Origin of the sequence: Calothrix rhizosoleniae SC01 (genome assembly GCF_900185595.1) — a bacterium.
Taxonomy (GTDB): domain Bacteria; phylum Cyanobacteriota; class Cyanobacteriia; order Cyanobacteriales; family Nostocaceae; genus Calothrix_A; species Calothrix_A rhizosoleniae.
In genome coordinates this window covers 17,501-41,044 of the sequence record NZ_FYBH01000186.1, presented here as the reverse complement: position 1 = coordinate 41,044, position 23,544 = coordinate 17,501, and the positions used below count along the sequence as shown (strand labels likewise).

The following is a 23,544-nucleotide window of genomic DNA, read 5'->3' as shown; positions in this document are numbered from 1 at the left end:
TACCAATACCAATAACAATAACAATACCAATACCAATAACAATAACAATACTGGTGATTTCTGGTCTTGGTTTGGTGGTGGTGGCGAGGGTGATTCCTTCTGGTCTTGGTTTGGGGGTGGTGGCGAAGGTGGTTCCTTCTGGTCTTGGTTTGGGGGTGGTGGCGAGGGCGATTCTTTCTGGTCCTGGTTTGGTGGTGGTGATGATGATGATCCTTTTTGGCAGACTTTGTTCAATGTTTTAGACAACTCTTCTGACAGCTCTAGTGTAGTCCTAGAACCACTACCGGGAGAACAAAACCCCAATAACCCTAATACCACTATCAAGACTAAAGTTGGGACTGGGATAGATGATATATTCGGCGGTTTTGTTGGGAATGATGATATCAGTGGTGGAGATGGGGATGACTTAATTGATGGTGGGGATGGAGATGATACCCTCAAAGGTGATGCTGGTAATGATAGCATCTTTGGCTTCAATGGCAACGACCAAATCTATGGTGGTACGGGAAATGACTTTCTTTCCGGGGAAAATGGTGGTGATGCCATTTACGGTGAAGATGGTGCTGATGTTGTCTCCGGAGGTGGGGGTGATGATTTCCTCTCTGGTGGAGAGGGTAGAGACTTCATCATGGCTGGTGCTGGAGATGATGCGGCTTACGGTGGTGCTGATGATGATCTGATTCAAGGTGAAGCTGGAAGTGACCTGCTGGTGGGTGAAGATGGCAGGGATATGATTGAGGGTGGTCATGGTAATGACATAATTTTTGGAGATAACTACCAAGATACTAGTAGTTTTGATCTGAACCTCAACAACCTGAGAAGTCAGTTTGGCATCGACTCCAGTGGTAATATTACTAATACTAGTGATAGTAGCGAAAATACAAGCAGTGACAATGATTCTAGTAGTGACAACGAGAATAGCGTTGTTCTGAATGAATGGATAACTTTCCAGCAAGGGGTGAATGGCTACAGTGGTACGGTTGATACCTATATACATGGAGATAATCCTAATGCCAACAATAGCAGTTCAGATTCCCTTAATGTTGATGGTAGTGATGATGGGGATCCTGTTCAGGGTCTGATTCGGTTTGATAATATTTTCGGCAGCCAAGCAGGTCAAATTGCCTTGGACGATACCATCAACTCTGCGGTTTTGGAAATTGATGTTTCTGATGAAGGAAGCAGCCTTGAGGTATATGAGCTACTGCAAAGTTGGACAGATACAGCCACTTGGAATTCTTGGGGGAATGGAATTCAAGCCAACGGTACAGAAGCCAAGAATACATCAGTAGCGACTACGGGTTATGTGAATCAAGGCATCCTCACGATTGATGTGACAGCTAGTTTACAAGCTTGGCAAGCAGACCCCACGAGTAATTATGGCTGGGCTTTCCTTCCGACTGGTAATGACGGGGTTGATTTTGACTCTGCTGAAGGCACCACTGCACCTCGCCTGTTGGTTGATGTAACTCATGCAACATCTGATAGTTCTTCCACTGATAGTTACACCAATAATTCCACCAATAATTCTCCAACAATTAGCACAGTCAAATTTGAAGCCGAGGACATGACCTTGGGTGGTAACTACCTGACGGAAGCTCAAACTTTTGCCTCTGGTGGTAGTTTAATTAAGGCAGGTTATGCTGGTGCTACTATAACTGCAACTACTACCTTTACTGGTACTACCGGATTCTACGATGTTATCGTCGGTTACCACGATGAAAATGATGGTATATCCGAGATTTCTGTGAAAGTTGGTGGGGTAGAAGCGGATAAATGGCTACTCGATCAAGAAATGGGTAATTCCTTCGCAGGAACTAATAACTTTGTTACCCATACTGTTGCCTCAGGATTGGTAGTTAATGAAGGCGATGAGATTTTCTTGCAAGGAATTGCAGATACTTGGGAATTTACTCGGATTGACTACATCGAGTTTGTACCCGTTGAAAGTGCTAATGTACAGCTCTCAGATAATAGCGATATTCTCAGGGGTGGTGGTGGTAATGACGTAATCTTCGGTGATGTTGGTGATGATATTATCTACGGTGAAGATGAGTTTGATGATGGTAGTGTTACCCCTGTGATTCCTGAGGGTTATACTTATTATACTTACGGTCAAAGTACTTACGTTCTCAGTTCAGCAAATTCATGGGAAGCAGCCCAAACTGAAGCTCAGAGTTTAGGCGGTAACTTAGTTACTATTAATGATGCTGCTGAGGAATACTGGTTAAAACAAACTTTTGGTACCAGCGAATGGTTGTGGATCGGTTTCACTGATAAAGATACCGAAGGTACTTTTACCTGGGCGAGTGGTGAAGCTGTTACCTATACCAATTGGGCACCTAGTGAACCCAATAACACTGATGCCTATGTGCGGATGAATTATAATGATGGTTCTGGTGGGCTACAGTGGGGCGATTATTTGGGCCATGCATCCTTGCAAGGTATCATCGAAATTGACTGGTCTGTTGCTGGGGGTAGCGATATCCTTATAGGGGGAAGCGGCGATGATGTTATTTACGGCAATTCTGGTAATGATGTCATTGAAGGGGATGGTAATGGCTCCACTACAACTGAAACAAATGTCAACACTCCTGCAACCCTGACTTTCCAACAAGGGGTGAATGGCTACAATAGCACTGTTGATACTTATATTGATCAATCCTATGCTAATAGCTATCGTGGCAGTAATACCTCGCTGAATATAATAGATATTGCAGGTGATATAGATATTGCAGGTGATGATGATGATGATGATGATGAAGGAAGAGAAGTCCAAGGTCTATTGAAGTTTGACAATATCTTCGGCAGCCAAGCTGGTCAAATTGCCTTGGACGATACCATCAACTCTGCGGTTTTGGAATTAGAAGTTTATAACGCGGGTAGCAGCCTTGAAGTTTATGAACTACAGCAAAGTTGGACTGATAGTGCCACCTGGAATTCCTGGGGAAATGGAATCCAAACCAACGGTGCAGAAGCCAAGAGTACATCAGTGGCGACTACGGGTTATGTGAATCAAGGCATTCTCACTATTGATGTAACAGCTAGTTTGCAAGCTTGGCAAGCAGACCCCACCAGTAATCATGGGTGGGCTTTCCTGAGTACAGGTAGTAACTGGGTTCAGTTTGACTCTGCGGAAGGTTGGAATGCACCCCGGTTGGTGGTTGATGTTAATCAAGATGCAACTTCCATTCCAGAAGGGGCAATTGGCAACGACCAAATCACTGGTGGTAGCGGTCATGACGAGCTCTTCGGGGGTGGAGGCGATGATACCCTCAACGGTACTGATGAGGTAGCTGCTGGAGCTTATGAACGGGATATGCTTATGGGTGGAGCTGGTGCAGACCGCTTTATCCTTGGGGATGCGATTCAGGCTTATTACGTAACTGCCGGTAATCAAGATTACGCTATGATTCAAGACTTCTTCGCTAGCGAGGATGTTGTGCAGCTTCATGGTGTTGTTGGGAATTACCAGACAACAATACAGGGTAGTGATGTGTTACTCTACCGCAGTGGGGATTTGGTGGCTATTTTTGAGGATGTGAATAGCTTGAATCTCACCAGTAATGCCTTTGAGTATGTGTAACAGTAGGGGCACGGTATCGATAGTATAACTGGTTTACCAACAAAATTAAATGCGCCTGCCCTGAATATATTAAGCCAACCAAATTATGGCGATTGGGCACGGCGTGGGTGGAATTTTCGTTGTGCAGTGAGGATTGTGGATGCTGTGGACGAAATTTTGTCGTGTGATGAAACATTTTATGGGCACGGCGTGGGTTGAACTTTTCGTTGTGCAGTGAGGATTGTGGATGCTGTGGACGAAATTTTGTCGTGTGATGAAACATTTTATGGGCACGGCGTGGGTTGAACTTTTCGTTGTGCAGTGAGGATTGTGGATGCTGTGGACAAAATTTTGTCGTGTGATGAAACATTTTATGGGCACGGCGTGGGTGGAATATTTCGTTGTGCGGCAAAGATTGTGGATGCTGTGGACGAAATTTTTGTCGTGTGGTGAAACATTTTATGGGCAAAGCGTGGGTGGAATATTTCGTTGTGCGGCAAAGATTGTGGATGCTGTGGACGAAATTTTGTCGTGTGATGAAACATCTTATGGGCACGGCGTGGGTGGAATATTTCGTTGTGCGGCAAAGATTGTGGATGCCGTGCCCCTACAATGGATGGTTGGGTATGGCATGTGATAAATGGAAAAATATGGTGGAATTACAATGAATCGGTACATGCTCTATGTTTGAAGAACAACCACAACATCTACAACAGAAGGTTAAGCGATTAGCCACAGAAGCTGTAAAATCATCAGAACCATCAGCATGGTTTGAAGTATTGTATGCTGATGCTCAGGGGGATGCTACACAAGTTCCTTGGGCAAAGTTAGCACCCCACCCCTATTTGCAAGATTGGTTAACTCTACGTAAACCATCAGGACAAGGAAATTCAGCATTAGTAATTGGTTGTGGTTTAGGTGATGATGCTCAAGCTCTATCCGAACTCGGTTTTCAGGTGACTGCCTTCGATATTTCCCCTACTGCGATCGCTTGGTGTAAACAACGGTTTCCTAATTCTACCGTGAATTATGCGATCGCAGATTTATTAATGCTACCCCAACAATGGCAAAATACTTTTGATTTGGTCATCGAATCTCGCAATATCCAAGCTTTACCTTTGAATGTTCGTTCTCAAGCCATCCAGTCAGTTGCTTCTATGGTTGCTCCCATGGGAACATTATTAGTAATTACCCGTTTTCGAGAACAAGAAGCAGCAACTGATGGCCCACCTTGGCCTTTATCTACATCAGAATTGGCTGAATTTTCACCCCTAGGATTGCAAGAAAGTGAAAGAGTTACATTTCGGGAATCTCAACCACAAGAAGTACAACAACTAAGGATTGAGTATCACAAAATTTGACTTTTTGGATCTCAATCGGATGACGCGGGGACACGGGGACGCGGAGCGGGATGTGTCCCAAGCCCAGTGTCATCCGGTTGAAAGATTATGGATGCCGTGCCCCTACCCATCTGTCTCATTCTTTTTTCAAAATGGTATAAGTATCAGAAACTCCAAGTTTCAAAATAGACGGGGTTTATATGTGGAAAAAATATTGTGTAATTAAAAATCATTGTTCGTTGGTATTTGTAATTATCTCCAGCAAATTACCTATTGCCAGCTTCTTAACTCGCGTTACAATATTTATCAAAATACTCGATTAGCACAGTTATTTATTAGCTTATGAATCCTGCCCTCTCTCAATTTGGCGCACAAATGTCTCACCTAACTGGTGTTAGGGCAATTATGAAGGACATTGTTGAAACCTTGCGAGCCCATGCAGGTAAGCAATTTATTAACTTAAGTGCTGGTAATCCCTTAATTTTGCCCGAAGTCGAAAAATTATGGCGGGATTCTACGGCGGAACTCCTAGCTAGTTCAGAGTATGGAGAAGTGGTTTGTCGGTATGGCTCCAGTCAGGGGTATGGTCCTTTGATTGACGCGATCGCCAATGATTTTAATCGTCGCTACGGATTAAAATTAACAGAGCACAATGTTCTCATTACCCCTGGTAGTCAAAGCCTCTATTTCTACGCTGCTAATTCTTTTGGGGGTGCTACCCCTGATCAAGAACTAAAGCAAATTGTTTTACCCCTCAGTCCTGATTATACGGGTTATGGTGGCGTATGTTTGTTCCCAGATGCTTTGGTAGCTTATAAGCCTACTTTAGATGTGGAGGAACAAGGACACCGATTTAAATACCGTCCAGACTTCAGTCAACTATCAATTTCAGAAACTACTGGTTGTGTGATTTTCTCCCGCCCCTGCAATCCTACTGGTAATGTTCTGACTGAAGATGAAGTGAATAAAATTGCGGCTTTGGCTGCACCTTATGATACCCCTGTATTAATTGATTCGGCCTATGGACCACCTTTCCCGGCACTAAATTTTACTCCCATGACACCAGTATTTGGGGATAATATTCTCCACTGTATGAGCTTATCCAAAGCGGGATTACCAGGAGAAAGAATTGGGATTGCTATTGGCAAAGAAAGGATGATTAAATCACTGGAATGCTTCCAGACAAACTTATGCATTCATCCATCCAAATATGGACAAGCGATCGCGGCTCGTGCTATAAATTCCGGAGCCTTAGCAGATATTAGTACAACAGTTATCCGCCCCTTTTATCAGCAAAAATTCACAGTTCTAGAAAGTGCCTTACATGCATCCATGCCCAAGGATTTACCTTGGTTTCTCCATCGTGGTGAAGGAGCTATTTTTGCTTGGTTATGGTTAAAAGATTTACCAATTTCTGACTGGGAACTTTACCAAAAACTGAAGGAAGTAGGTGTAATTGTTGTCCCCGGTAGCACATTCTTCCCTGGCTTAAGGCAGGAGTGGCGACACAAACAGGAGTGTTTACGCATTAGCCTTACAGGTACTGACGAAGAAATTGCTACTGGGATGAAATTATTGGCAACAGTAGTAGAAAAGACTTATCAAAGTTTTTAATATGCATAGTTTTATCCCCCCAGCACGTTTTTTCCCATACCTGACTTGGACTAATATCCAAGCCATGCCAGATAAGGAAAATACAGTAATTATTCAACCTGTAGGGGCAATTGAGCAACATGGACCTCATTTACCCCTAATTGTCGATGGGGCAATTGGTATGGGGGTATTAGGAAGAGCCTTAGAAAAACTGGATACTAGTATTCCTGCCTATGCTTTACCTAATTTGTATTATGGTAAATCAAATGAACACTGGCATTTTCCCGGTACAGTAACTCTCAGTGCAGAAACCCTGTTAGCAACCTTGACGGAAGTGGCAGAAAGTATTTACCGTGCAGGTTTCAGAAAACTAGTACTAATGAACTCCCACGGCGGACAACCCCAGGTAATGGATATTGTGGCGCGGGATTTACATATTAAATATAGCGATTTTTTGGTATTTCCTTTATTTACCTGGAGGGTGCCCCATATTACCGGAGAAATGTTGACAGATAAGGAAAAAAAACTAGGAATTCATGCTGGAGATGCAGAAACTAGTATTATGTTGGCATTACTACCAGAGCAAGTAAAAATGGATCAAGCCATTGCCGAGTATCCACCAGTACAGCCAGAAACAAGTCTGTTGAGTATGGAAGGCAAGCTATCCTTCGCTTGGGCAACTAAAGATTTAAGTAAAAGTGGGGTTATAGGGGATCCTACCACTGCAACTAAAGAAAAAGGCGATCGCATCCTGGAATCTGTTTCTGATGGTTGGGTAAAAGTAATTCAAGATATATATGAGTTCCGCCAACAATAGGGGTGTAGGGTGTAGGGAACACTGTGTTGTCAGAAGCTTGAACTCCGACTTATTACTTAACCTTTCGGGCTCAGCTCAACTGGATGACGCGGGGACGCGGGGACACGGGAACGCGGAGCGGGATGTGTCTCAAGGGTCTGAGTCCTCCATCAAAATCTGCGATTTGATGGCTCCCGATTGGTGGGCGGTTCAAGCCCCCACTACATCAGTGTCTCCCCGTCTCCCCCTTTCCCCGTCTCCTCGTCTCTTCTTGACACCCTGATTGGCAATTAAATACCCACTGAGCAAAAAATCACTACAGTCTTTACAATATTAAGTAGAGTTAAGATTAGTATCAAAAATTAGAGATTAGTATCACCATGATATTTGGATTTGGGAAAAAAAAATCAACCTTACCTAGTACCTCGGAAGCCTTACCAGGAAGAGCAGAAACCATGCCAGTACCGGCACAGCACTACGTAAACAAGAATCCACTCAAACCCCCCTTTCCAGAAGGCATGGAGAAAGCAATATTTGGTATGGGATGTTTTTGGGGTGCAGAACGTAAATTTTGGCAACTCCAGGGAGTTTATACCACTGCTGTAGGTTATGGGGCGGGTATTACTCCTAACCCCACTTACCAAGAAGTTTGTACTGGTATGACTGGACATAATGAGGTGGTACTAGTTGTATTTGACCCCAAGGTAATCAGCTACCAGGAACTATTGAAAGTATTTTGGGAAAGCCATAATCCCACCCAAGGAATGCGTCAAGGGAATGATAATGGTACTCAGTACCGTTCTGGAATTTATGTATATTCAGAAGGTCAAAAGCAGGAAGCCCAGGCATCCCAGCAGATGTATCAGCAAGCTCTTAAAGATGCAGGTTATGGCGAGATTACCACAGAAATTATTGATGCTCCAGAATTTTACTATGCCGAAGACTACCATCAGCAGTATTTAGCCAAAAATCCTGGTGGATACTGTGGTTTAGGTGGAACCAATGTCAGTTGTCCTGTGGGAGTAGTGGAAGCTTAGTTATGGCTTGGGAAGTATAAAAATAAAAAATAAACCATCCACTAGGGCATAACATCAGGTAAAATTAGTCTGTAATGGTATGGAATTTTCCATGTTATGCCTTTTTTTGTAGATAACTTAGTTGTTACTAATTAGTCAACAAATAATATCAACCTAGATTATAAATAATTCTTTTCTTTGATAAAGCTACATCCAATTTGTTTTAAACAGGTTAATAAATTAAATTGTGGCAATACAACATTTATTTTATAACTTGAAGTTATTATATTTATATATTCAATAAATCAATATATAATGATTTTGTAGACCAAGTAATGATCGCATATAAACAGCATAGGAAGACTTTTTATTACAATAAATATCTAGTACTTCTTGATCTATATTAACTTGATGAAGATAATCATATCCCTTATTATTTAGCCATGTATTATATGTTACTTCTTCATTCAATATAATTTTATATTGCTGTTTTTCCTGCCAATCGATTACCTGGACTATTTCTAGTTTCATAATAAATATTCCAATTTTAATTGGATTGTAATACCCTTCATGTCAGCCTGAAAATACATATTTTCTGATATATTTATTTTCTCCAAAATAATTGATGATTGCGAAATAAAGAAAGGAAAATATAATCAATATAAATAATCATATTGATCATATTTCCCCAAGAATCTACAAGGAACTTTTTTATAATCGGCTATTAACCTACTGCCTGAAAAACAAGAGAACTTCTATTTCTGCTGTTTCTAAACTGTTCTAATAAATCTTGCTGCTCATCAGTAAGAATAGAATCTAATTGTTTCTTTTGCCAATTCATCAATTTTCTCATCTGTCTCATTTGCTTAAAAGATAAAGAACTCGCCATTCTGCGAGGACTTTTTCCTGCTTCCATTAATTCTTGCAAGTTTTCTAGTTGTTCATCTGTGAGAATTTCACTCAAACGACTATCCATAGTCACTTTAACTTCCTGGAGTTGATTCTTTTGATTTTCAGTTAAATTCAAACCAGGTATCTGAGAAAAATCTTGATTAAAACCACTAGACCCGGGTTTTCCTGCAAATTTATTTTCAATCTTATGATTGGGAATATTATCTTTGTTTGGTGTAGACACCAGTTTTGCTTGTGCTGTAGGCGCAATTATCATGAGTGCCATTGTAGACACAAATAAACTAGAAAGAAGTTTGTTTGACATATAATTCCTATGCATTTTTCAAGTTTTACATTTTTCATCACCATTACTTGAAGACTAAAGGTTCACTCTTTAATCGTTGTTCTGATTTTTATGAGTGAATATTTTTTAAGCACCTATCAAGTATATTGTTGATGAAATTGACAAAATTATTGATGTTTTTGCTAGAAACAGAACTTGCTTTCTGTTTACTGATTTAATTGTATAATTATTATTTTGGAAATCAATGGTACTACTGCTCTAATTTCAACTGGTACTTTAGACCTAGTTTGTTCTATAGTAAATAGTACTGAAGCCACTAGACATTCAATCACATAATAAATATACTAAATTCCTCCCATCATTTTTTTATAACTTACCCGCTCGCAACCTTAGCTGAGCCTGCCCCAGAGAGATTTAAAATCAGACTGTGGGATTACTTCCCTGCATCGCCATGGCTGTATTTATCTGATTGTCAGATAAGTTATGTTTATAATTTAATAATAAAATATTAATTACAAAAGTATGAATAAAATACCAGTACTTAAATTCATGCAAAATATGAGCTTGAAAAAACATCCGTTTCCTTTATTTTTATACTTAGAATGGTTACTTTTAGCAACATCTTTATTAATATTTCGGATATTTAATATTCCTTTTAAGCTGCCATTAGCAAAAACAATAAACACTATAGATATAAGTCATAAGATATTATTCCTTATATGTATGCTGTGTTTTACGATCATGGGATTGTATCTGCCTAAAAAGAAATTATTTTCTAAATTGGCTTATACTGGATTGGGGTTATTATTTATTTTATTATTAAATATTCTTGGCGGTCTTGGATTTGGCTTTACTCCAACATTATTAGTTGTTTTACTAATTCGTAGTTCCCTCATATTTGAAACACCAGGAAGAATACTAGTTGCAGTAACAATTTTAATATTGTTTTTTTCGAGTATTAATACTTATCTACCTTTTACAAACGGAAATATCCCAACAGAGATTACTCTTAATCAAGAGAGCATTAAGACTATAGGTTTCAGTATTAAATTGACTGCTAGTGTAATATTTGGTTTTAAATTAGTCTTTATATTATTACTTATAAATACTCTAATTTCAGAACGCCAAAGTCGGCAAAAATTAACTTTAGCCCATGATAAGCTAAGACAATATGCATTAAAAATAGAAGACCAAGCTACTCTACAAGAGCGTAACAGAATTGCAAGGGAAATTCATGACTCTTTAGGACATGCACTGACTACGCAAAGTATTCAACTAGAAAATGCTTTAGTTTATTTGGAGTCTAATCCTGATAAAACGAAATCATTTTTGTTGGAAGCCAAAAAAATAGTTGCTAACTCATTAAAAGAAGTTCGTTCCTCTGTTAAGACTTTGCGCTCTGACCCTTTGAAGGGGCAATTATTAGAAGTTGCAATTACTAATTTAATTACAGAGTTTCAAGCCCATACTTCTATTCAACCTAAATATGATTTGCAAATTAATTCAGTATTATCATCTGATTTGAAACAAGTTATTTATCGGATCATTCAAGAAGCCTTAACAAATATTTCTAAGCATAGCGGTGCAAATGAGGTGATAATTGATGTACATACAACTAATGATTCTGTTTGCTTACGTATAGATGACAATGGAGTTGGCTTCAACCCCAATCAAAATACTACTGGTTTTGGTCTTCAAGGTATGCGGGAACGTTGTATGGCATTTGATGGTCACTTGTATATTAAAAGCCAACCAGGTGGTGGTTGCAATATAATCGCATTTTTTCCATTATCGAGGCTAAGTTAATGATTCGCTTGTTGTTAGTTGATGATCAACGTATTATCCGTCAAGGGATCAAAAGTTTACTAGAATCCCAGGCTGATTTTGATGTTATTGGTGAAGCAGAAAATGGTCAACAAGCAATCAACCAAATTGAGGTTTTACAGCCAGATTTAGTATTGATGGATGTGCGAATGCCGATAATGGATGGCGTAGCAGCGACTCAAATTATTTGCCAAAAATTTCCCCAGATAAAAATATTAATTTTAACTACTTTTGATGATGATGAATATGTATCTCAAGCAATTCGATTTGGTGCTAAAGGTTATTTACTTAAAGATACATCTATGGATCCTTTAGCTAATGCTATTCGCTTAATTCATGCCGGACATACCCATTTAGGGCCAGGATTAATTGAAAAAGTAATTGCCCATATTAGTGATGTATATCCAACTAAAAATTCTTTAGTGCCACCTGAATTGGCAGAACTAACACCTAGAGAAAAAGAAGTATTACATTTAATTGCTAAGGGCGCAAATAATAAAGAAATTGCTAAAACTTTGTTTATTGCAGAAAGAACTGTAAAAAACCACGTTACCAGTATTTTAACGCGATTGAATTTAAGGGATAGAACTCAAGCAGCAATATTTGCTCACTCTTTTTTATCTGTATTTGATAATAATCTCTAAATTCAAACTAATAATTAATATCTCTTATCTCACAGTGCGTAACCAATCTTTTATTTCGTTTGCTAACCAAACACATTCTATTGCACTTAAGCCGACACCAAAGGAGTGACGCTGATTATCAGTTTGAATTGTTACCATTTCTTTTTCTTCTTTGACATTATTCATCTGAAAGCTTCTTCTATTCGTGATGTACATTACACTCTGAAACACATCTCGAATAGAATTAGTAGGAGCAGATTGACGCTGACGACAAAAGTTAAATAACCTCTGTTCAATTGCAACATTTTCCGGAGTTATATGTACATGCTGGTATCCAAAAGCATTCATTAATAATCCATCTGTAAATCGGAAAAATGCCAAGGAAAGTAAAGCCAAGATAATTAGAGAAAATCCAGAAATTGATGCTAGCAGTACTGAAAAAATCGTGAATAATATTACTAATTCTAGACTAACTATAGTCAGCAAGATGGTACCAAAGCGTATCATATCGAATATAGACTGCGATCGCATTGGTAATTTGACTAATAAATGTTTGCGGTTTTTTTTGATTTCTACCCGACTTTCTCGGGGCTGGCGAATGACATTTAATAAAGTAGGGGATAAGCGATTCTTTTTTAGGGAGTCTAATGCTGCACGAGCACTATTGATTCGTCTTTCTACCGATGGCTCAGTTATATCCTCTAGCCAATTTACCAAACTAGGTTTAACATTTACCAACTCTCGAAACTGAATTTGCAAGTCACGCATTGGTAACTCTGCTGGTGAGGTTCCAGTCAGTAAATGAATCAAGGTTGTTCCCAAAGCATACAAATCGGAGGCTGCTACCGCTTTCCCACCAAACTGCTCCATAGGTGCATAACCATAGGTTCCAACTATGGTAAATGTCACTCCTTCCTTTGCTGCTTTATCTTGCACTGCACCGAAATCTACTAAATAAATATGATTATCTTCCCCCCAGATTAAATTACTAGGCTTGATGTCGCGATGTAGTACGGGGGGATTGAGTTCGTGTAAATAAATGAGAATTGTGAGAATTTCAATAGCGACTTTCCGGACTTGCTTTTCTGTAAATCGCTTACCTTGAGTTAACATTTCTTTCAAGGATCCTCCAGGAATATATTCCTGGACTAGGCAAAACCAGAGATTGCGATCATCTATGGAAAAATAATCAATATATTTAGGAATACGGGGATGATTTAACTGCTTGAGAATTTGTACCTCTCTTTCAAAGAGTTTTAAATCTTCCCACTGTACTGTACCACCAAAAGCTAGGAGCTTGACCACTACCAGGTGCTGCTCGTCATTAGTAGTCTGTAAATCTTTAGCTAACCAAGTTTGGCGAATCCCATTATTACCCAGTTGGCGTTGTAATTGATAACGATTTTGTAATGTTTGCTCTGCTTGTAGCATTGTTTTTTGCTATCCTCACCAGCTCAACCCTTCTAATCTAGCTACAATTTTGGTTATAGTCATTCCCAGATATAGTCCTAGGGGTAAGTAATAAGTAATAAATTAACTATTCATAGGTGTCAGCATTCGAAAACATATGCACCCTAATTGCCTAGCTATATAATTCCATGACTAAGTGATGTTAGGTAATGTTCCTAAAAGCAACCGTACAAAATCCTATAGCAGTACCTTGATTGTATGAGGATATTCAGCTCTAATTTCAGTAAATTTACTGTTGCTTCATATCCTGATAGAAAATGATTAGCTATTTTGACGGTAAACTGTATCTTTTTTTTCCCACTATTGACTTTATTAAAACATTTGCTGTATAAAATTTGTGCAAAAAAACATATAAGTAAGTCGGCACAATAAAACCAAACTATGTGAAGAATAGTAAATAAGCCTAAAACCCTTGTTCCCCCTGCTCCCTGCTCCCTGCCCCCTGCCTTATCCAAACGATAATTTTTTACGCCAACCTACTTATATACTTATTTGTTGGAATAATTTGGAGTCAACAATATTCAACCAATAATATGTCCTCAAATGTGGAATATTTATAGTTATTTACTGATAGATTGTTAACCCTTACCCAGATTATATTGCTTAATTATTGAGATTGTTTAAGTAACTATAAATAGTTTATAAATTTGCGCTAGTTGGAAAGTAATGCTTTATTCACTAATGGCAAAATTGCAGTTAATGTCGAAAATAAAACAAAAATTCAAATCACCAATAGTTGTCTTTTTTACAGTTTTATTGGGTATTCTTCTCATATCTGTGCCACCAGCTCTGACTCAACAGCCAGTGGTTCTGAATATGCTGATGATAGCATCCGAAGCCCAAACCTGGAAGGAATCATTAGTCAAAGACTTTCAGGAAAAAAATCCGGGGATTCGCATCAATGTCATTGAAGGACCTAATGCTACCAATTTACTGGAAGACTTGTACACTTCTGCCTTTATTCTGGGTGACTCTCCATATGACTTGATTAATATGGATGTGATTTGGACACCAAAATTTGCGGCTGCGGGTTGGTTAGCAGATTTAAGTAATCGCATTACCAAAGATGAACTCGCCGCATTTTCTCCCAAAGATGTAGATGGGGGGCGTTATGAAGGTAAGTTGTATCGAATTCCCATGCGTTCTGATGCGGGGATGCTCTACTACCGGAAGGATTTACTTCAGGAGGCTGGATTTGAACCTCCAGAGACTTTTGCAGACTTAGTGAAAATATCCAAAGCTTTGAAGGAGAAAGGAAAGGTAGATTGGGGTTATGTATGGCAAGGTCGCCAATATGAAGGATTAGCGGCGATGTTTGTGGAGGTATTGGAAGGTTTTGGAGGATATTGGGTAAATCCTGATACTTTAGAAGTAGGTTTAGATCAACCAGAAAGCTTAAAAGCGATCGCCTTTCTCAAACAAACTATCAAAGATAAAATTACTCCAGAAGGGGTAACAACCTATCAAGAGGAAGAAACCAGAAGAATATTTCAAAATGGGGAAGCCGCATTTTTACGCAATTGGCCCTATGTATGGGCTTTAGCGAATGCAGATGATTCCCCCATTAAAGGAAAACTAGCAATTAGACCTATGGTGGGTACTGCTGATAAAGGTGGAGGTGCTTGTTTGGGAGGTTGGGGTTTAGGAATTGCCAAAACCTCTAAACATCCAGAAGCGGCCTGGAAAGCTATACAATACTTTACCAGTGAAGAAGCACAACGCAAATTTATTCTCCAAACAGGCTTCGTTCCCAGTAGACAATCCCTATTTAAAGATCCTCAAATTGTCGCCAAGTATCCTCATTATCCAGAATTATTGCAAGTAGTCAATAAAGCTGTTTTGCGTCCACCAATTGCTCAATATGCTCAAGCATCAGATATTTTACAGCGTTATTTGAGTTCTGCACTCACAAATGGCATGACCCCAGAAAAAGCTATGAAAGCAGCAGCATCAGAAACCAGACGACTACTCAAAACCTAGTACTCTGGCTGGGTAGGAGGAGTTTGGGAAGTGTGGGAAGTGTGGAGATAAAATAACTTTTCCTTCTCATTATTAACCAGCCATAGTTCTCTTGGTGGAGTACTAGTTACTGGTTGAAAGTCAAAATTCAAACTTCAAATCAACAACTGATTATCTGTTTTTTACAATCCAAAATCTAAGATTGAATGACAAAATTACAAACAATCAGAAGTCGGGAAATCAGAACAGCAGCAGTTTTCTTGCTACCAGCTTTGCTGTTGCTGTTATTAGTCTTCGTTTATCCCATTATGCGTGCCTTTTGGTTAAGTTTATTTACTCAGAACCTAGGGACAAAACTGCAACCCGTGTTTTCTGGCATAAATAATTACCTGAGAATGTCAGGGGATGGTCATTTTTGGCAAAGTTTAGGGACAACAACCATATTTACGACTGCATCAGTACTGGTGGAACTATTTATCGGACTAGGAGTTGCCCTGATTCTGAATCAGCCTTTTGCTGGACGTGGTGCAGTGCGAACCATTGCCATTTTACCTTGGGCTTTACCAACAGCCTTAATTGGTCTGGCTTGGGCATGGATTTTTAACGATCAATTCGGTGTTGCTAATGACATATTACTGCGACTGGGGCTAGTAGAAAATGGTATTAACTGGTTAGGAGAACCAACCCTAGCCATGATTGCAGTAGTATTTGCTGATGTATGGAAAACTACGCCTTTTATCAGTATCTTATTGCTCGCTGGCTTGCAGTCAATTTCCTCAGATATGTATGAGGCTCATGCCATTGATGGTGCCACACCTTGGCAAAGTTTTCGGCAAATTACCCTTCCCCTGTTAATGCCACAAATCTTGATTGCCATGCTATTCCGTTTTGCCCAGGCATTTGGAATATTCGACTTAGTTTCTGTCATGACTGGTGGTGGTCCTGGTGGTGCAACGGAGGTCATATCCTTATATATTTACTCTACCATTATGCGCTACCTGGATTTCGGCTATGGGGCAGCACTAGTAGTAGTTACATTTACCCTCTTAGTCGTAGCAGTAGCTTTTGCCGGTTTATTACTGAGTAAATTTAACGACAAAAACCCAGTTACTAATTAATCTGTCAACCTAATTGAACGACTTGATTTCGCAACTTTATAGCAATGGGCATATTAGTTAGGACAATATTGCTTTAACCATCAACTAACAACTAACAACCACCAACCACCAACCATCTAACCTTGAGTAAACATGGCTGCAATACCAGAAAAATTAACTGCAAATCCCCAACCACAGAACCAAGCCAAGAATTTGGTCAAAAATGTTTTTATGTGGGTAGTGATCGCTTGTTTAGTAGTATTTTGTTTAGCACCTGTAATGTGGCAAGTACTGACATCATTTAAGGTAAACCAGGATATTTCTAAACTACCAACGATTTATTTTCCCAGTAGAATTACCTTCGACCACTACCTGGATTTATTTGCCCGTCGACCTTTCTGGCGCTACATATTGAACAGTGCTTTTGTCTCTATTACTTCCACCGTTTTATCCTTAACAATGGGTGCACCTGCTGCTTATGCCTTAGCTAGATTGCGCCCTTGGGGTAGTAAATTTATCTTGGGTGGAATCTTAATTGTGACTTTATTCCCCGGTATTTTATTATTCTTAGGGCTGTTAGAAATTATTCAGAAATTACACCTGGGAAATAATTACTTGGCTTTGATTATTCCCTATGCTGCAATTAATTTACCATTGACAATTTTGGTATTACGCAGCTTTTTTGAACAACTACCAAAAGAATTAGAAGATTCAGCTAGAATGGATGGTTATAATACCTTGCAAATGCTGCTGAAAATTCTCTTGCCAATGACTGTCCCTGCATTAGTCACAACAGGCATTCTGACTTTTATTTTTGCTTGGAATGAGTTTATTTTTGCCCTCACATTCATTACCCGTGATGAAATGAAAACTATTCCGGTAGCAGCGGCTCAAATCAGTGGTTCTTCAACTTTTGAAATACCCTATGGTTCTATATCAGCAGCAACTGTTGTGGGTACTTTACCGTTAGTTGTATTAGTTTTATTCTTCCAGCGGAAAATTGTTCAAGGTCTAACTGCTGGAGCTGTTAAAGGTTAGATCACTGATTTTTATGGATTGAAGGATGTCACTGATTAAGAATGTCACTGATTATTTTTTTACATTGTTCTCTGGTTTATTTGCTTAATTTTTAATCTTTAACCCTCATCAATATCACCATCACCATCATAAATATCAACATCATGGCTAAACTGGAATTAAACAACTTAAATAAAACCTATTCTTCTAAAGTTGTTCCTGTTAAAGATATTAGTTTAACAGTGGATGATAACGAATTTCTCACCTTGCTGGGGCCCTCTGGTTGTGGTAAATCTACTACTCTGAGGATGATAGCTGGTTTAGAAGAACCAACAAGAGGAAAAATTATCCTGGGTAATGAAGATATTACCTTTAGAAGACCAGGCGATCGCAATATGGCAATGGTATTTCAAAGTTACGCTCTTTATCCCCATATGAGTGTATATGAAAACCTAGCTTCGGGATTAAAACTAAAGAAAATACCTAGAGTCGAAATTCAAAAGCGGGTGGCAGAAGTTGCCCAAATTCTCGGATTAGAAGAATTATTTCAACGCAAACCAGGTCAACTCTCTGGAGGACAAAGACAACGGGTGGCAGTCGGTCGGGCTTTGGTACGTCATGCCCAAGTATACTTACTAGATGAACCCTTGAGTAATCTAGATGCTTTATTAAGGGAAAGAGTCCGCGCTGACTTAAAACAAATATTTGCTGGTCAAAAAGCTCCTGTAGTATATGTTACTCACGACCAAACGGAGGCAATGACTTTGTCTACCAAAGTGGCGGTACTCAATAATGGTTATATCCAACAGCTCGATACACCAGCTCATATATATAATTACCCTGCGAATTTATTTGTTGCTGGATTTGTTGGTAGTCCGCAAATGAATTTACTGACTCTACCCTGTAAAAATAAATCCGCTATGTTGGGAGATTTTCCCATATCTTTACCAGATATACCCACCATACCCCCGGAAATTATCCTGGGGATTCGTCCAGAGAATGTCTGTATTGCTCAACCAGGAGATCCCTATACCTTTACTGGCAAGGTATTTTTAGTAGAAAATTTGGGTATGTATAACTTGGTGAGTGTGAGTGTAGCTAGTCCCGACTCCCAAGCAGTCACTGTCAGGGCTTTGCTACCTACAGATCAAAACTGGAATGATGAACAAATTACCCTAGCATTACAACCCCAAAGCACCCATTGGTTTGATGTCGCATCCGGCGATGCTGTTTTCCGCAATCAACCAGTTGGTGCTTATGGCTGTTGAGTCGTAAGTTGTGATCATCCAATTTCTAACTTCCCCATCTTTGTTCCAAATAAACTGCACTAATTCTAACGATTAAGATACAATTATTAAGGCTTGTTTACAGAATTATCTAAAATTCCGAAATTCTGTTACATAAATACAAGCAAAATTGTAAAGTTATATAAACCGCAGTATTGGAACGAGCTTATGACGCTCCCTATCCGTAACGTCGCTATTATCGCCCACGTAGACCACGGCAAAACAACCCTAGTTGATGCCCTCCTCAAACAATCCGGCATTTTCCGCGAAGGGGAAGACGTTCCGGATTGCGTTATGGATTCTAACGCCCTGGAGAGGGAGCGGGGAATTACTATCTTATCGAAGAATACAGCAGTCAAATATCAAGATACCCTAATTAATATTGTAGATACTCCCGGACACGCCGATTTCGGTGGTGAGGTGGAACGAGTATTGGGTATGGTGGATGGTTGCATCTTAATTGTGGATGCCAATGAAGGCCCCATGCCTCAAACTAGGTTTGTGTTAAAAAAAGCACTGGAAAAAGGATTGCGGCCAATTGTTGTAGTCAATAAAATTGACCGTCCCCAAGCCAATCCTCACGGTGCAGTTGATAAGGTTTTGGATCTGTTCTTGGAACTAGGGGCAGATGATGACCAGTGTGATTTTCCTTACTTGTTTGCCTCTGGTCTTTCTGGTTATGCCAAAGAGGATTTGGAAGCAGAACCCAAGGATATGCAACCACTATTTGCGGCGATTCTCCGCCATGTGCCACCCCCAGTAGGAGATCCCCAAAAGCCTTTACAATTACAAGTTACAACCCTAGATTATTCGGAATATTTAGGACGGATTGTCATTGGTAGGATTCACAATGGTACTATCAACGCTGGACAGCAAGCGGCGTTAGTGAATGAAAAGGGTGAAATCATCAAAGCTAAAATCACTAAATTGATGGGCTTTGAGGGATTACAGCGAGTGGAAATGGAATCGGCTTCAGCTGGTTATATTGTGGCGGTAGCTGGGTTTGCAGATGCCAATATTGGGGAAACTATTACCTGTCCCAATGAACCCCAAGCATTACCACTAATTAAGGTGGATGAGCCGACATTACAGATGACCTTTTGGATTAATGATTCACCATTTGCTGGGAAAGAAGGTAAATTTGTGACATCCAGACAAATTCGCGATCGCTTGTTCCGGGAATTAGAAACTAACGTTGCTTTGCGGGTAGAAGAAACAGATTCTCCCGATAAGTTCCTGGTATCCGGTCGTGGGGAACTACATTTAGGTATTTTAATTGAAACCATGCGCCGAGAAGGCTATGAGTTCCAAGTATCCCAACCCCAGGTAATTTACCGAGAAGTAAACGGACAACCATGCGAACCCTACGAACTTTTGGTGCTTGACGTTCCTGAAGACGGGGTTGGTAACTGTATAGAACGCCTAGGACAACGTAAGGCGGAAATGCAAAATATGCAAATGAGTGGGAATGGACGAGCTCAACTCGAATTTGTGATTCCCGCCCGAGGTTTAATCGGTTTCCGTGGTGAATTTATCCGCATGACTAAGGGTGAGGGAATTATGAATCATAGTTTCCTTGATTATCGTCCACTCATTGGTGACATTGAATCCCGCAACAAAGGAGTACTCATTGCTTTTGAAGAAGGTATTGCTACTTTTTATGCCCTGAAGAATGCTGAAAATAGAGGAGTATTCTTTATTACACCTGGTACCAAAGTTTACAAGGGTATGATTGTCGGTGAACACAATCGTCCCCAAGATTTGGATTTAAATATTTGCAAAACTAAGCAGTTGACTAACCACCGTGCTGCCAGTGGTGATGAATTGGTACAGTTACAATCACCAGTGGAAATGAGCTTAGAACGTGCTTTGGAATACATCACTTCCGATGAATTAGTGGAAGTCACTCCTGAGTCAATTCGTTTACGGAAGATGGCGAAGAAGTTGGCAAAACGATAATCATTGTTATGTATCAGCAATCACTTTAGTCAATGGATTGAATTTGACAAATCTGAACTTAGTTGATTAAAAAAGCCCGTTGATACGGGCTTTTTTAAATGGTGTTAAACTGGTATTTGATATCATGTCCGCCTGATTACTTGTGATATTGCCATCCATGCAAAAATCACCTAAACTCTTTCTCCCTCTGCCTCTTGCCCTTTGTAGTCCTAATGACAAGTATTTAACCTCAAACTTCAAAATAGAACTTATGTATCATTAATTATGGCTTTTTGTGAATTTTTTCTAAGTTTTACCCTAATATTTGAATATTGTGTAATAATGGTGTTCGAGAGTTAATTCGGCGACGGTGTTTGTTTTCAGTATTGATAGGTTTTCTCCTTTTGGTATTCAAAGACTTATCTCCGAAATCTAAATCTCTACATACCCATGATTTTGATGATTTTGGAGACAATATATGTCCATTTATGTAGGTAATCTTTCTTATGAGGTTACAGAAGCTGATCTTAATTCTGTTTTTGAAGAATATGGTACTGTAAAAAGAGTACAAGTCCCGACTGATCGTGAGACTGGTCGTATGCGTGGTTTTGCTTTTGTAGAAATGGAGAATGAAACGGAAGAAGCAGCGGCGATTGAAGCTCTTGATGGCGCAGAGTGGATGGGACGCGATCTGAAAGTCAATAAAGCTAAACCCAGAGAAGATAGACGCTCATCCTATGGTGGCGGCGGTAATCGCGGCGGTAATCGTAATAGAAACTACTAAGCTTTGAGCAATGTAGATATTTCTAGTAAACTATTATTCTGGTAAATTAGGGATTTCCTAGTATTACATGTAAGTGCAAGCTTAAGCATTAATGCTTAAGCTTTTTGGCTTTTTTGGGGAAAAAGCTCCCTTGCTGTTAGTAAGGACAAGAGAGCGTAACTATGTTGTGAGGAGCAAACGGAATGTTTGCTTACTAGTAATATTACCAGAGTTAAACTGGGTAATTTGTAACGATGTGATGAATTTTCTGTGTAGATATGTCTAGCTTGAAAATAGTGGTTAGGTGTTAGGGGTTGGGGGATAGGGAAAAGTATTTATGACGCTTCGCGCCAAGCTGCGCTTTTCTTTAATGCCCACAGGGCTATACATCCTTGATGGTGAAAATTTTTTTCATTGGCTCTAACTTGAAATGGAACTGCCTTACTTCAATCAAGATCACCAAAAGTTGCCAAGAGCCATTATTTTAACCTTTCCATTACAGTTAACTTAATGTTGCCATTACTTCTAAACTCTAGACTCCTGAATCTGACTGTAAATGTCTAAATTTGCAGAGTTATCAGAATCAGAGGTTTAGGAGATTTCCAATGGCTATTTTTCAAAAACTCAAAGCACTGCCAATTTTACTCTTACCGATGGGAGCTATTTTTTTGGGTACAGTTGCAATTGCCGACATTGAAAACAATAAGCGGGAAACTCCCCTAGTAATTGCTCATCGGGGTGCTAGTGGTTACAGACCAGAGCATACCCTTGCAGCTTATGAGCTAGCAATTCGACAAGGTGCAGATTTTATTGAGCCTGATTTGGTGGCTACAAAGGATGGTGTTCTGATTGCTCGCCATGAGAATGAACTCAGTGGTACTACTGATGTTGCTGATCGCTCGGAATTTGCCCATCTCAAAACCACGAAGATGATTGATGGGGTAGAAACTACGGGCTGGTTTAGTGAAGATTTTACCTTAGCTGAAATTAAAACACTAAGGGCAAAAGAGCGTATACCGGATATTCGTCCACAAAATACCAGCTTTGACGGTCAATTTGAGATTCCCACCTTGGAGGAGATTATTGATTTGCTCCAAAAAGAAGAAAAGGAAACTGGTCGGAAAATCGGTATTTACCCAGAGACAAAACATCCGACTCACTTTGCTAAAGCAGGTACTCTGATTAATGGTGGATCTATTAACACTTCATTAGGTAAGTTGTTAATTGATACCTTGGTAAAGAAGAATTTTACTGATTCTCAACGTATCTTTATTCAATCCTTTGAATTTGAGAATCTGATTGAGCTACAGAATAAAATCATGCCTGATGCAGGGGTTGATCTTCCCTTGGTGCAGCTTTACGGTGATATTACTGATGATTTTGTACAGCCTAGTAGTAATTTTTCCCATCCTTATGACATGATTTACAATGCAGAACAGGGTAAAGATTTGCGAGCAATCTATGGCAATCTAGTTGATTTGGTGACAATTACACCAACAACAGGTTACAAAGACTTAGTCAACGACGATGTCATTAGTTATATTGCCAGCAATTATGCCGAGGGTATAGGTCCCTGGAAAAACTCTTTTCTGCTGCGAGAAACAATCGCCGAAAAAGTGGATTGTAATGGTGATGGAGTTGCAGAAGTGGGGACACAGCTGACTGGAGAAGTCGAACCATTCCTGGAAACTGCACTTAAACGAGGGTTAGAAGTACATCCCTATACTCTCCGTGCAGAAGAGAGATACCTCACCTTGAATACTGATGGTAGCTGTCAAAATATCATTACTGAGGTGCAGCAACTGTTAGATTTAGGAGTAACAGGCTTTTTTATCGATCAACCTAATTTTGGTCGGTTCGGGGTGAAACTTTATGTTCGTCGTAATAGACGCAATAGATAGGAAACTGGAGTATTCCAATTGGCATAACTTATACTAAGTTGCATTCTGTTGTAGTAGTTATAGTGGTCTGTCCCATAAAATATGATAGATTTTCTATCACACCCGCCTAGGACTTAAGTAGGTAGGCGTAAAAAATTATCGTTTGGATAAGACAGGGGGCA

The 23,544-nt window shown here is 39.6% G+C and carries 19 protein-coding genes; 15 read left to right on the top strand and 4 right to left on the bottom strand.

The genetic code is table 11. From position 1 onward, the window contains the following. The 6 genes from CALSC_RS11560 to msrA all read left to right on the top strand — a co-directional run. Positions 1-3,586: DNRLRE domain-containing protein (locus tag CALSC_RS11560; protein WP_088241495.1), on the top strand; the 3,586-nt coding region annotated here is incomplete at its 5' end. A 440-nt stretch (positions 3,587-4,026) separates the two neighbouring features. Next, positions 4,027-4,233, top strand: a complete 207-nt coding sequence (locus tag CALSC_RS25890) for a hypothetical protein (protein WP_143288230.1) — start codon at positions 4,027-4,029, stop codon at positions 4,231-4,233. 15 nt (positions 4,234-4,248) lie between these two features. Continuing rightward, positions 4,249-4,926, top strand: coding sequence for a class I SAM-dependent methyltransferase (locus tag CALSC_RS11550; protein WP_088241493.1), 678 nt, complete (start codon positions 4,249-4,251; stop codon positions 4,924-4,926). A 321-nt stretch (positions 4,927-5,247) separates the two neighbouring features. Beyond that, positions 5,248-6,519, top strand: a complete 1,272-nt coding sequence (locus CALSC_RS11545; RefSeq protein ID WP_088241492.1) for a valine--pyruvate transaminase — start codon at positions 5,248-5,250, stop codon at positions 6,517-6,519. A gap of 1 nt (position 6,520) precedes the next feature. After that, the gene (locus CALSC_RS11540) at positions 6,521-7,315 is read left to right on the top strand and encodes a creatininase family protein (RefSeq protein WP_088241491.1); all 795 of its coding nucleotides are present in this window, start codon (positions 6,521-6,523) and stop codon (positions 7,313-7,315) included. A 359-nt stretch (positions 7,316-7,674) separates the two neighbouring features. Beyond that, positions 7,675-8,331, top strand: a complete 657-nt coding sequence (gene msrA, locus CALSC_RS11535) for a peptide-methionine (S)-S-oxide reductase MsrA (RefSeq protein ID WP_088241490.1) — start codon at positions 7,675-7,677, stop codon at positions 8,329-8,331. 276 nt (positions 8,332-8,607) lie between these two features. Here the strand turns inward: msrA and CALSC_RS11530 are convergent, their stop codons facing one another. Both CALSC_RS11530 and CALSC_RS11525 read right to left on the bottom strand, forming a co-directional pair. Further along, positions 8,608-8,841, bottom strand: coding sequence for a hypothetical protein (locus CALSC_RS11530; RefSeq protein ID WP_088241489.1), 234 nt, complete (start codon positions 8,839-8,841; stop codon positions 8,608-8,610). A 193-nt stretch (positions 8,842-9,034) separates the two neighbouring features. Then, positions 9,035-9,526, bottom strand: a complete 492-nt coding sequence (locus CALSC_RS11525; protein ID WP_143288229.1) for a Spy/CpxP family protein refolding chaperone — start codon at positions 9,524-9,526, stop codon at positions 9,035-9,037. A gap of 501 nt (positions 9,527-10,027) precedes the next feature. Here CALSC_RS11525 and CALSC_RS11520 point away from each other — a divergent pair. Continuing rightward, complete coding sequence (locus CALSC_RS11520) at positions 10,028-11,311, top strand: sensor histidine kinase (RefSeq protein WP_088241487.1); 1,284 nt, start codon at positions 10,028-10,030, stop codon at positions 11,309-11,311. Beyond that, the gene (locus CALSC_RS11515; protein ID WP_088241486.1) at positions 11,311-11,973 is read left to right on the top strand and encodes a response regulator transcription factor; all 663 of its coding nucleotides are present in this window, start codon (positions 11,311-11,313) and stop codon (positions 11,971-11,973) included. Before CALSC_RS11520 ends, CALSC_RS11515 begins: the two co-directional genes overlap by 1 nt. A 24-nt stretch (positions 11,974-11,997) precedes the next feature. Here CALSC_RS11515 and CALSC_RS11510 read toward each other — a convergent pair whose 3' ends face one another. After that, positions 11,998-13,383 carry a serine/threonine protein kinase gene (locus tag CALSC_RS11510; protein ID WP_088241485.1) on the bottom strand — a complete coding sequence of 462 codons (1,386 nt, stop codon included), beginning with the start codon at positions 13,381-13,383 and terminating at the stop codon, positions 11,998-12,000. Positions 13,384-14,121: 738 nt separating this feature from the next. On the opposite strand from CALSC_RS11510, the gene CALSC_RS11505 reads away from it, so the two are divergent. Then, positions 14,122-15,402, top strand: coding sequence for an ABC transporter substrate-binding protein (locus CALSC_RS11505; protein WP_088241499.1), 1,281 nt, complete (start codon positions 14,122-14,124; stop codon positions 15,400-15,402). Here the strand turns inward: CALSC_RS11505 and CALSC_RS27835 are convergent. Further along, positions 15,399-15,533: a hypothetical protein gene (locus CALSC_RS27835; RefSeq protein WP_268807205.1), complete on the bottom strand. Its 135-nt coding sequence runs from the start codon at positions 15,531-15,533 to the stop codon at positions 15,399-15,401. The genes CALSC_RS11505 and CALSC_RS27835 overlap by 4 nt on opposite strands. Before the next feature lie 54 nt (positions 15,534-15,587). Between CALSC_RS27835 and CALSC_RS11500 the strand changes: the two genes are divergently transcribed. The 6 genes from CALSC_RS11500 (at position 15,588) to CALSC_RS11475 (ending at position 23,383) form a co-directional block, all read left to right on the top strand. Beyond that, on the top strand, positions 15,588-16,499 hold the full coding sequence (locus CALSC_RS11500) for a carbohydrate ABC transporter permease (RefSeq protein ID WP_088241484.1): 912 nt from the start codon (positions 15,588-15,590) through the stop codon (positions 16,497-16,499). 132 nt (positions 16,500-16,631) lie between these two features. After that, entirely contained in the window at positions 16,632-17,516 is an 885-nt protein-coding gene (locus tag CALSC_RS11495) for a carbohydrate ABC transporter permease (protein WP_088241483.1), read from the top strand. Between the two features lie 143 nt (positions 17,517-17,659). After that, positions 17,660-18,763, top strand: coding sequence for an ABC transporter ATP-binding protein (locus tag CALSC_RS11490; protein ID WP_088241482.1), 1,104 nt, complete (start codon positions 17,660-17,662; stop codon positions 18,761-18,763). Positions 18,764-18,949: 186 nt separating this feature from the next. Beyond that, a complete protein-coding gene (typA, locus tag CALSC_RS11485; protein ID WP_088241481.1) occupies positions 18,950-20,740 on the top strand; it encodes a translational GTPase TypA in 1,791 nt (596 codons plus the stop codon). Between the two features lie 457 nt (positions 20,741-21,197). After that, entirely contained in the window at positions 21,198-21,503 is a 306-nt protein-coding gene (locus CALSC_RS11480) for an RNA recognition motif domain-containing protein (RefSeq protein ID WP_088241480.1), read from the top strand. 584 nt (positions 21,504-22,087) lie between these two features. Beyond that, complete coding sequence (locus tag CALSC_RS11475; protein WP_200817615.1) at positions 22,088-23,383, top strand: glycerophosphodiester phosphodiesterase family protein; 1,296 nt, start codon at positions 22,088-22,090, stop codon at positions 23,381-23,383. The last annotated feature ends 161 nt before the right edge of the window (positions 23,384-23,544 follow it).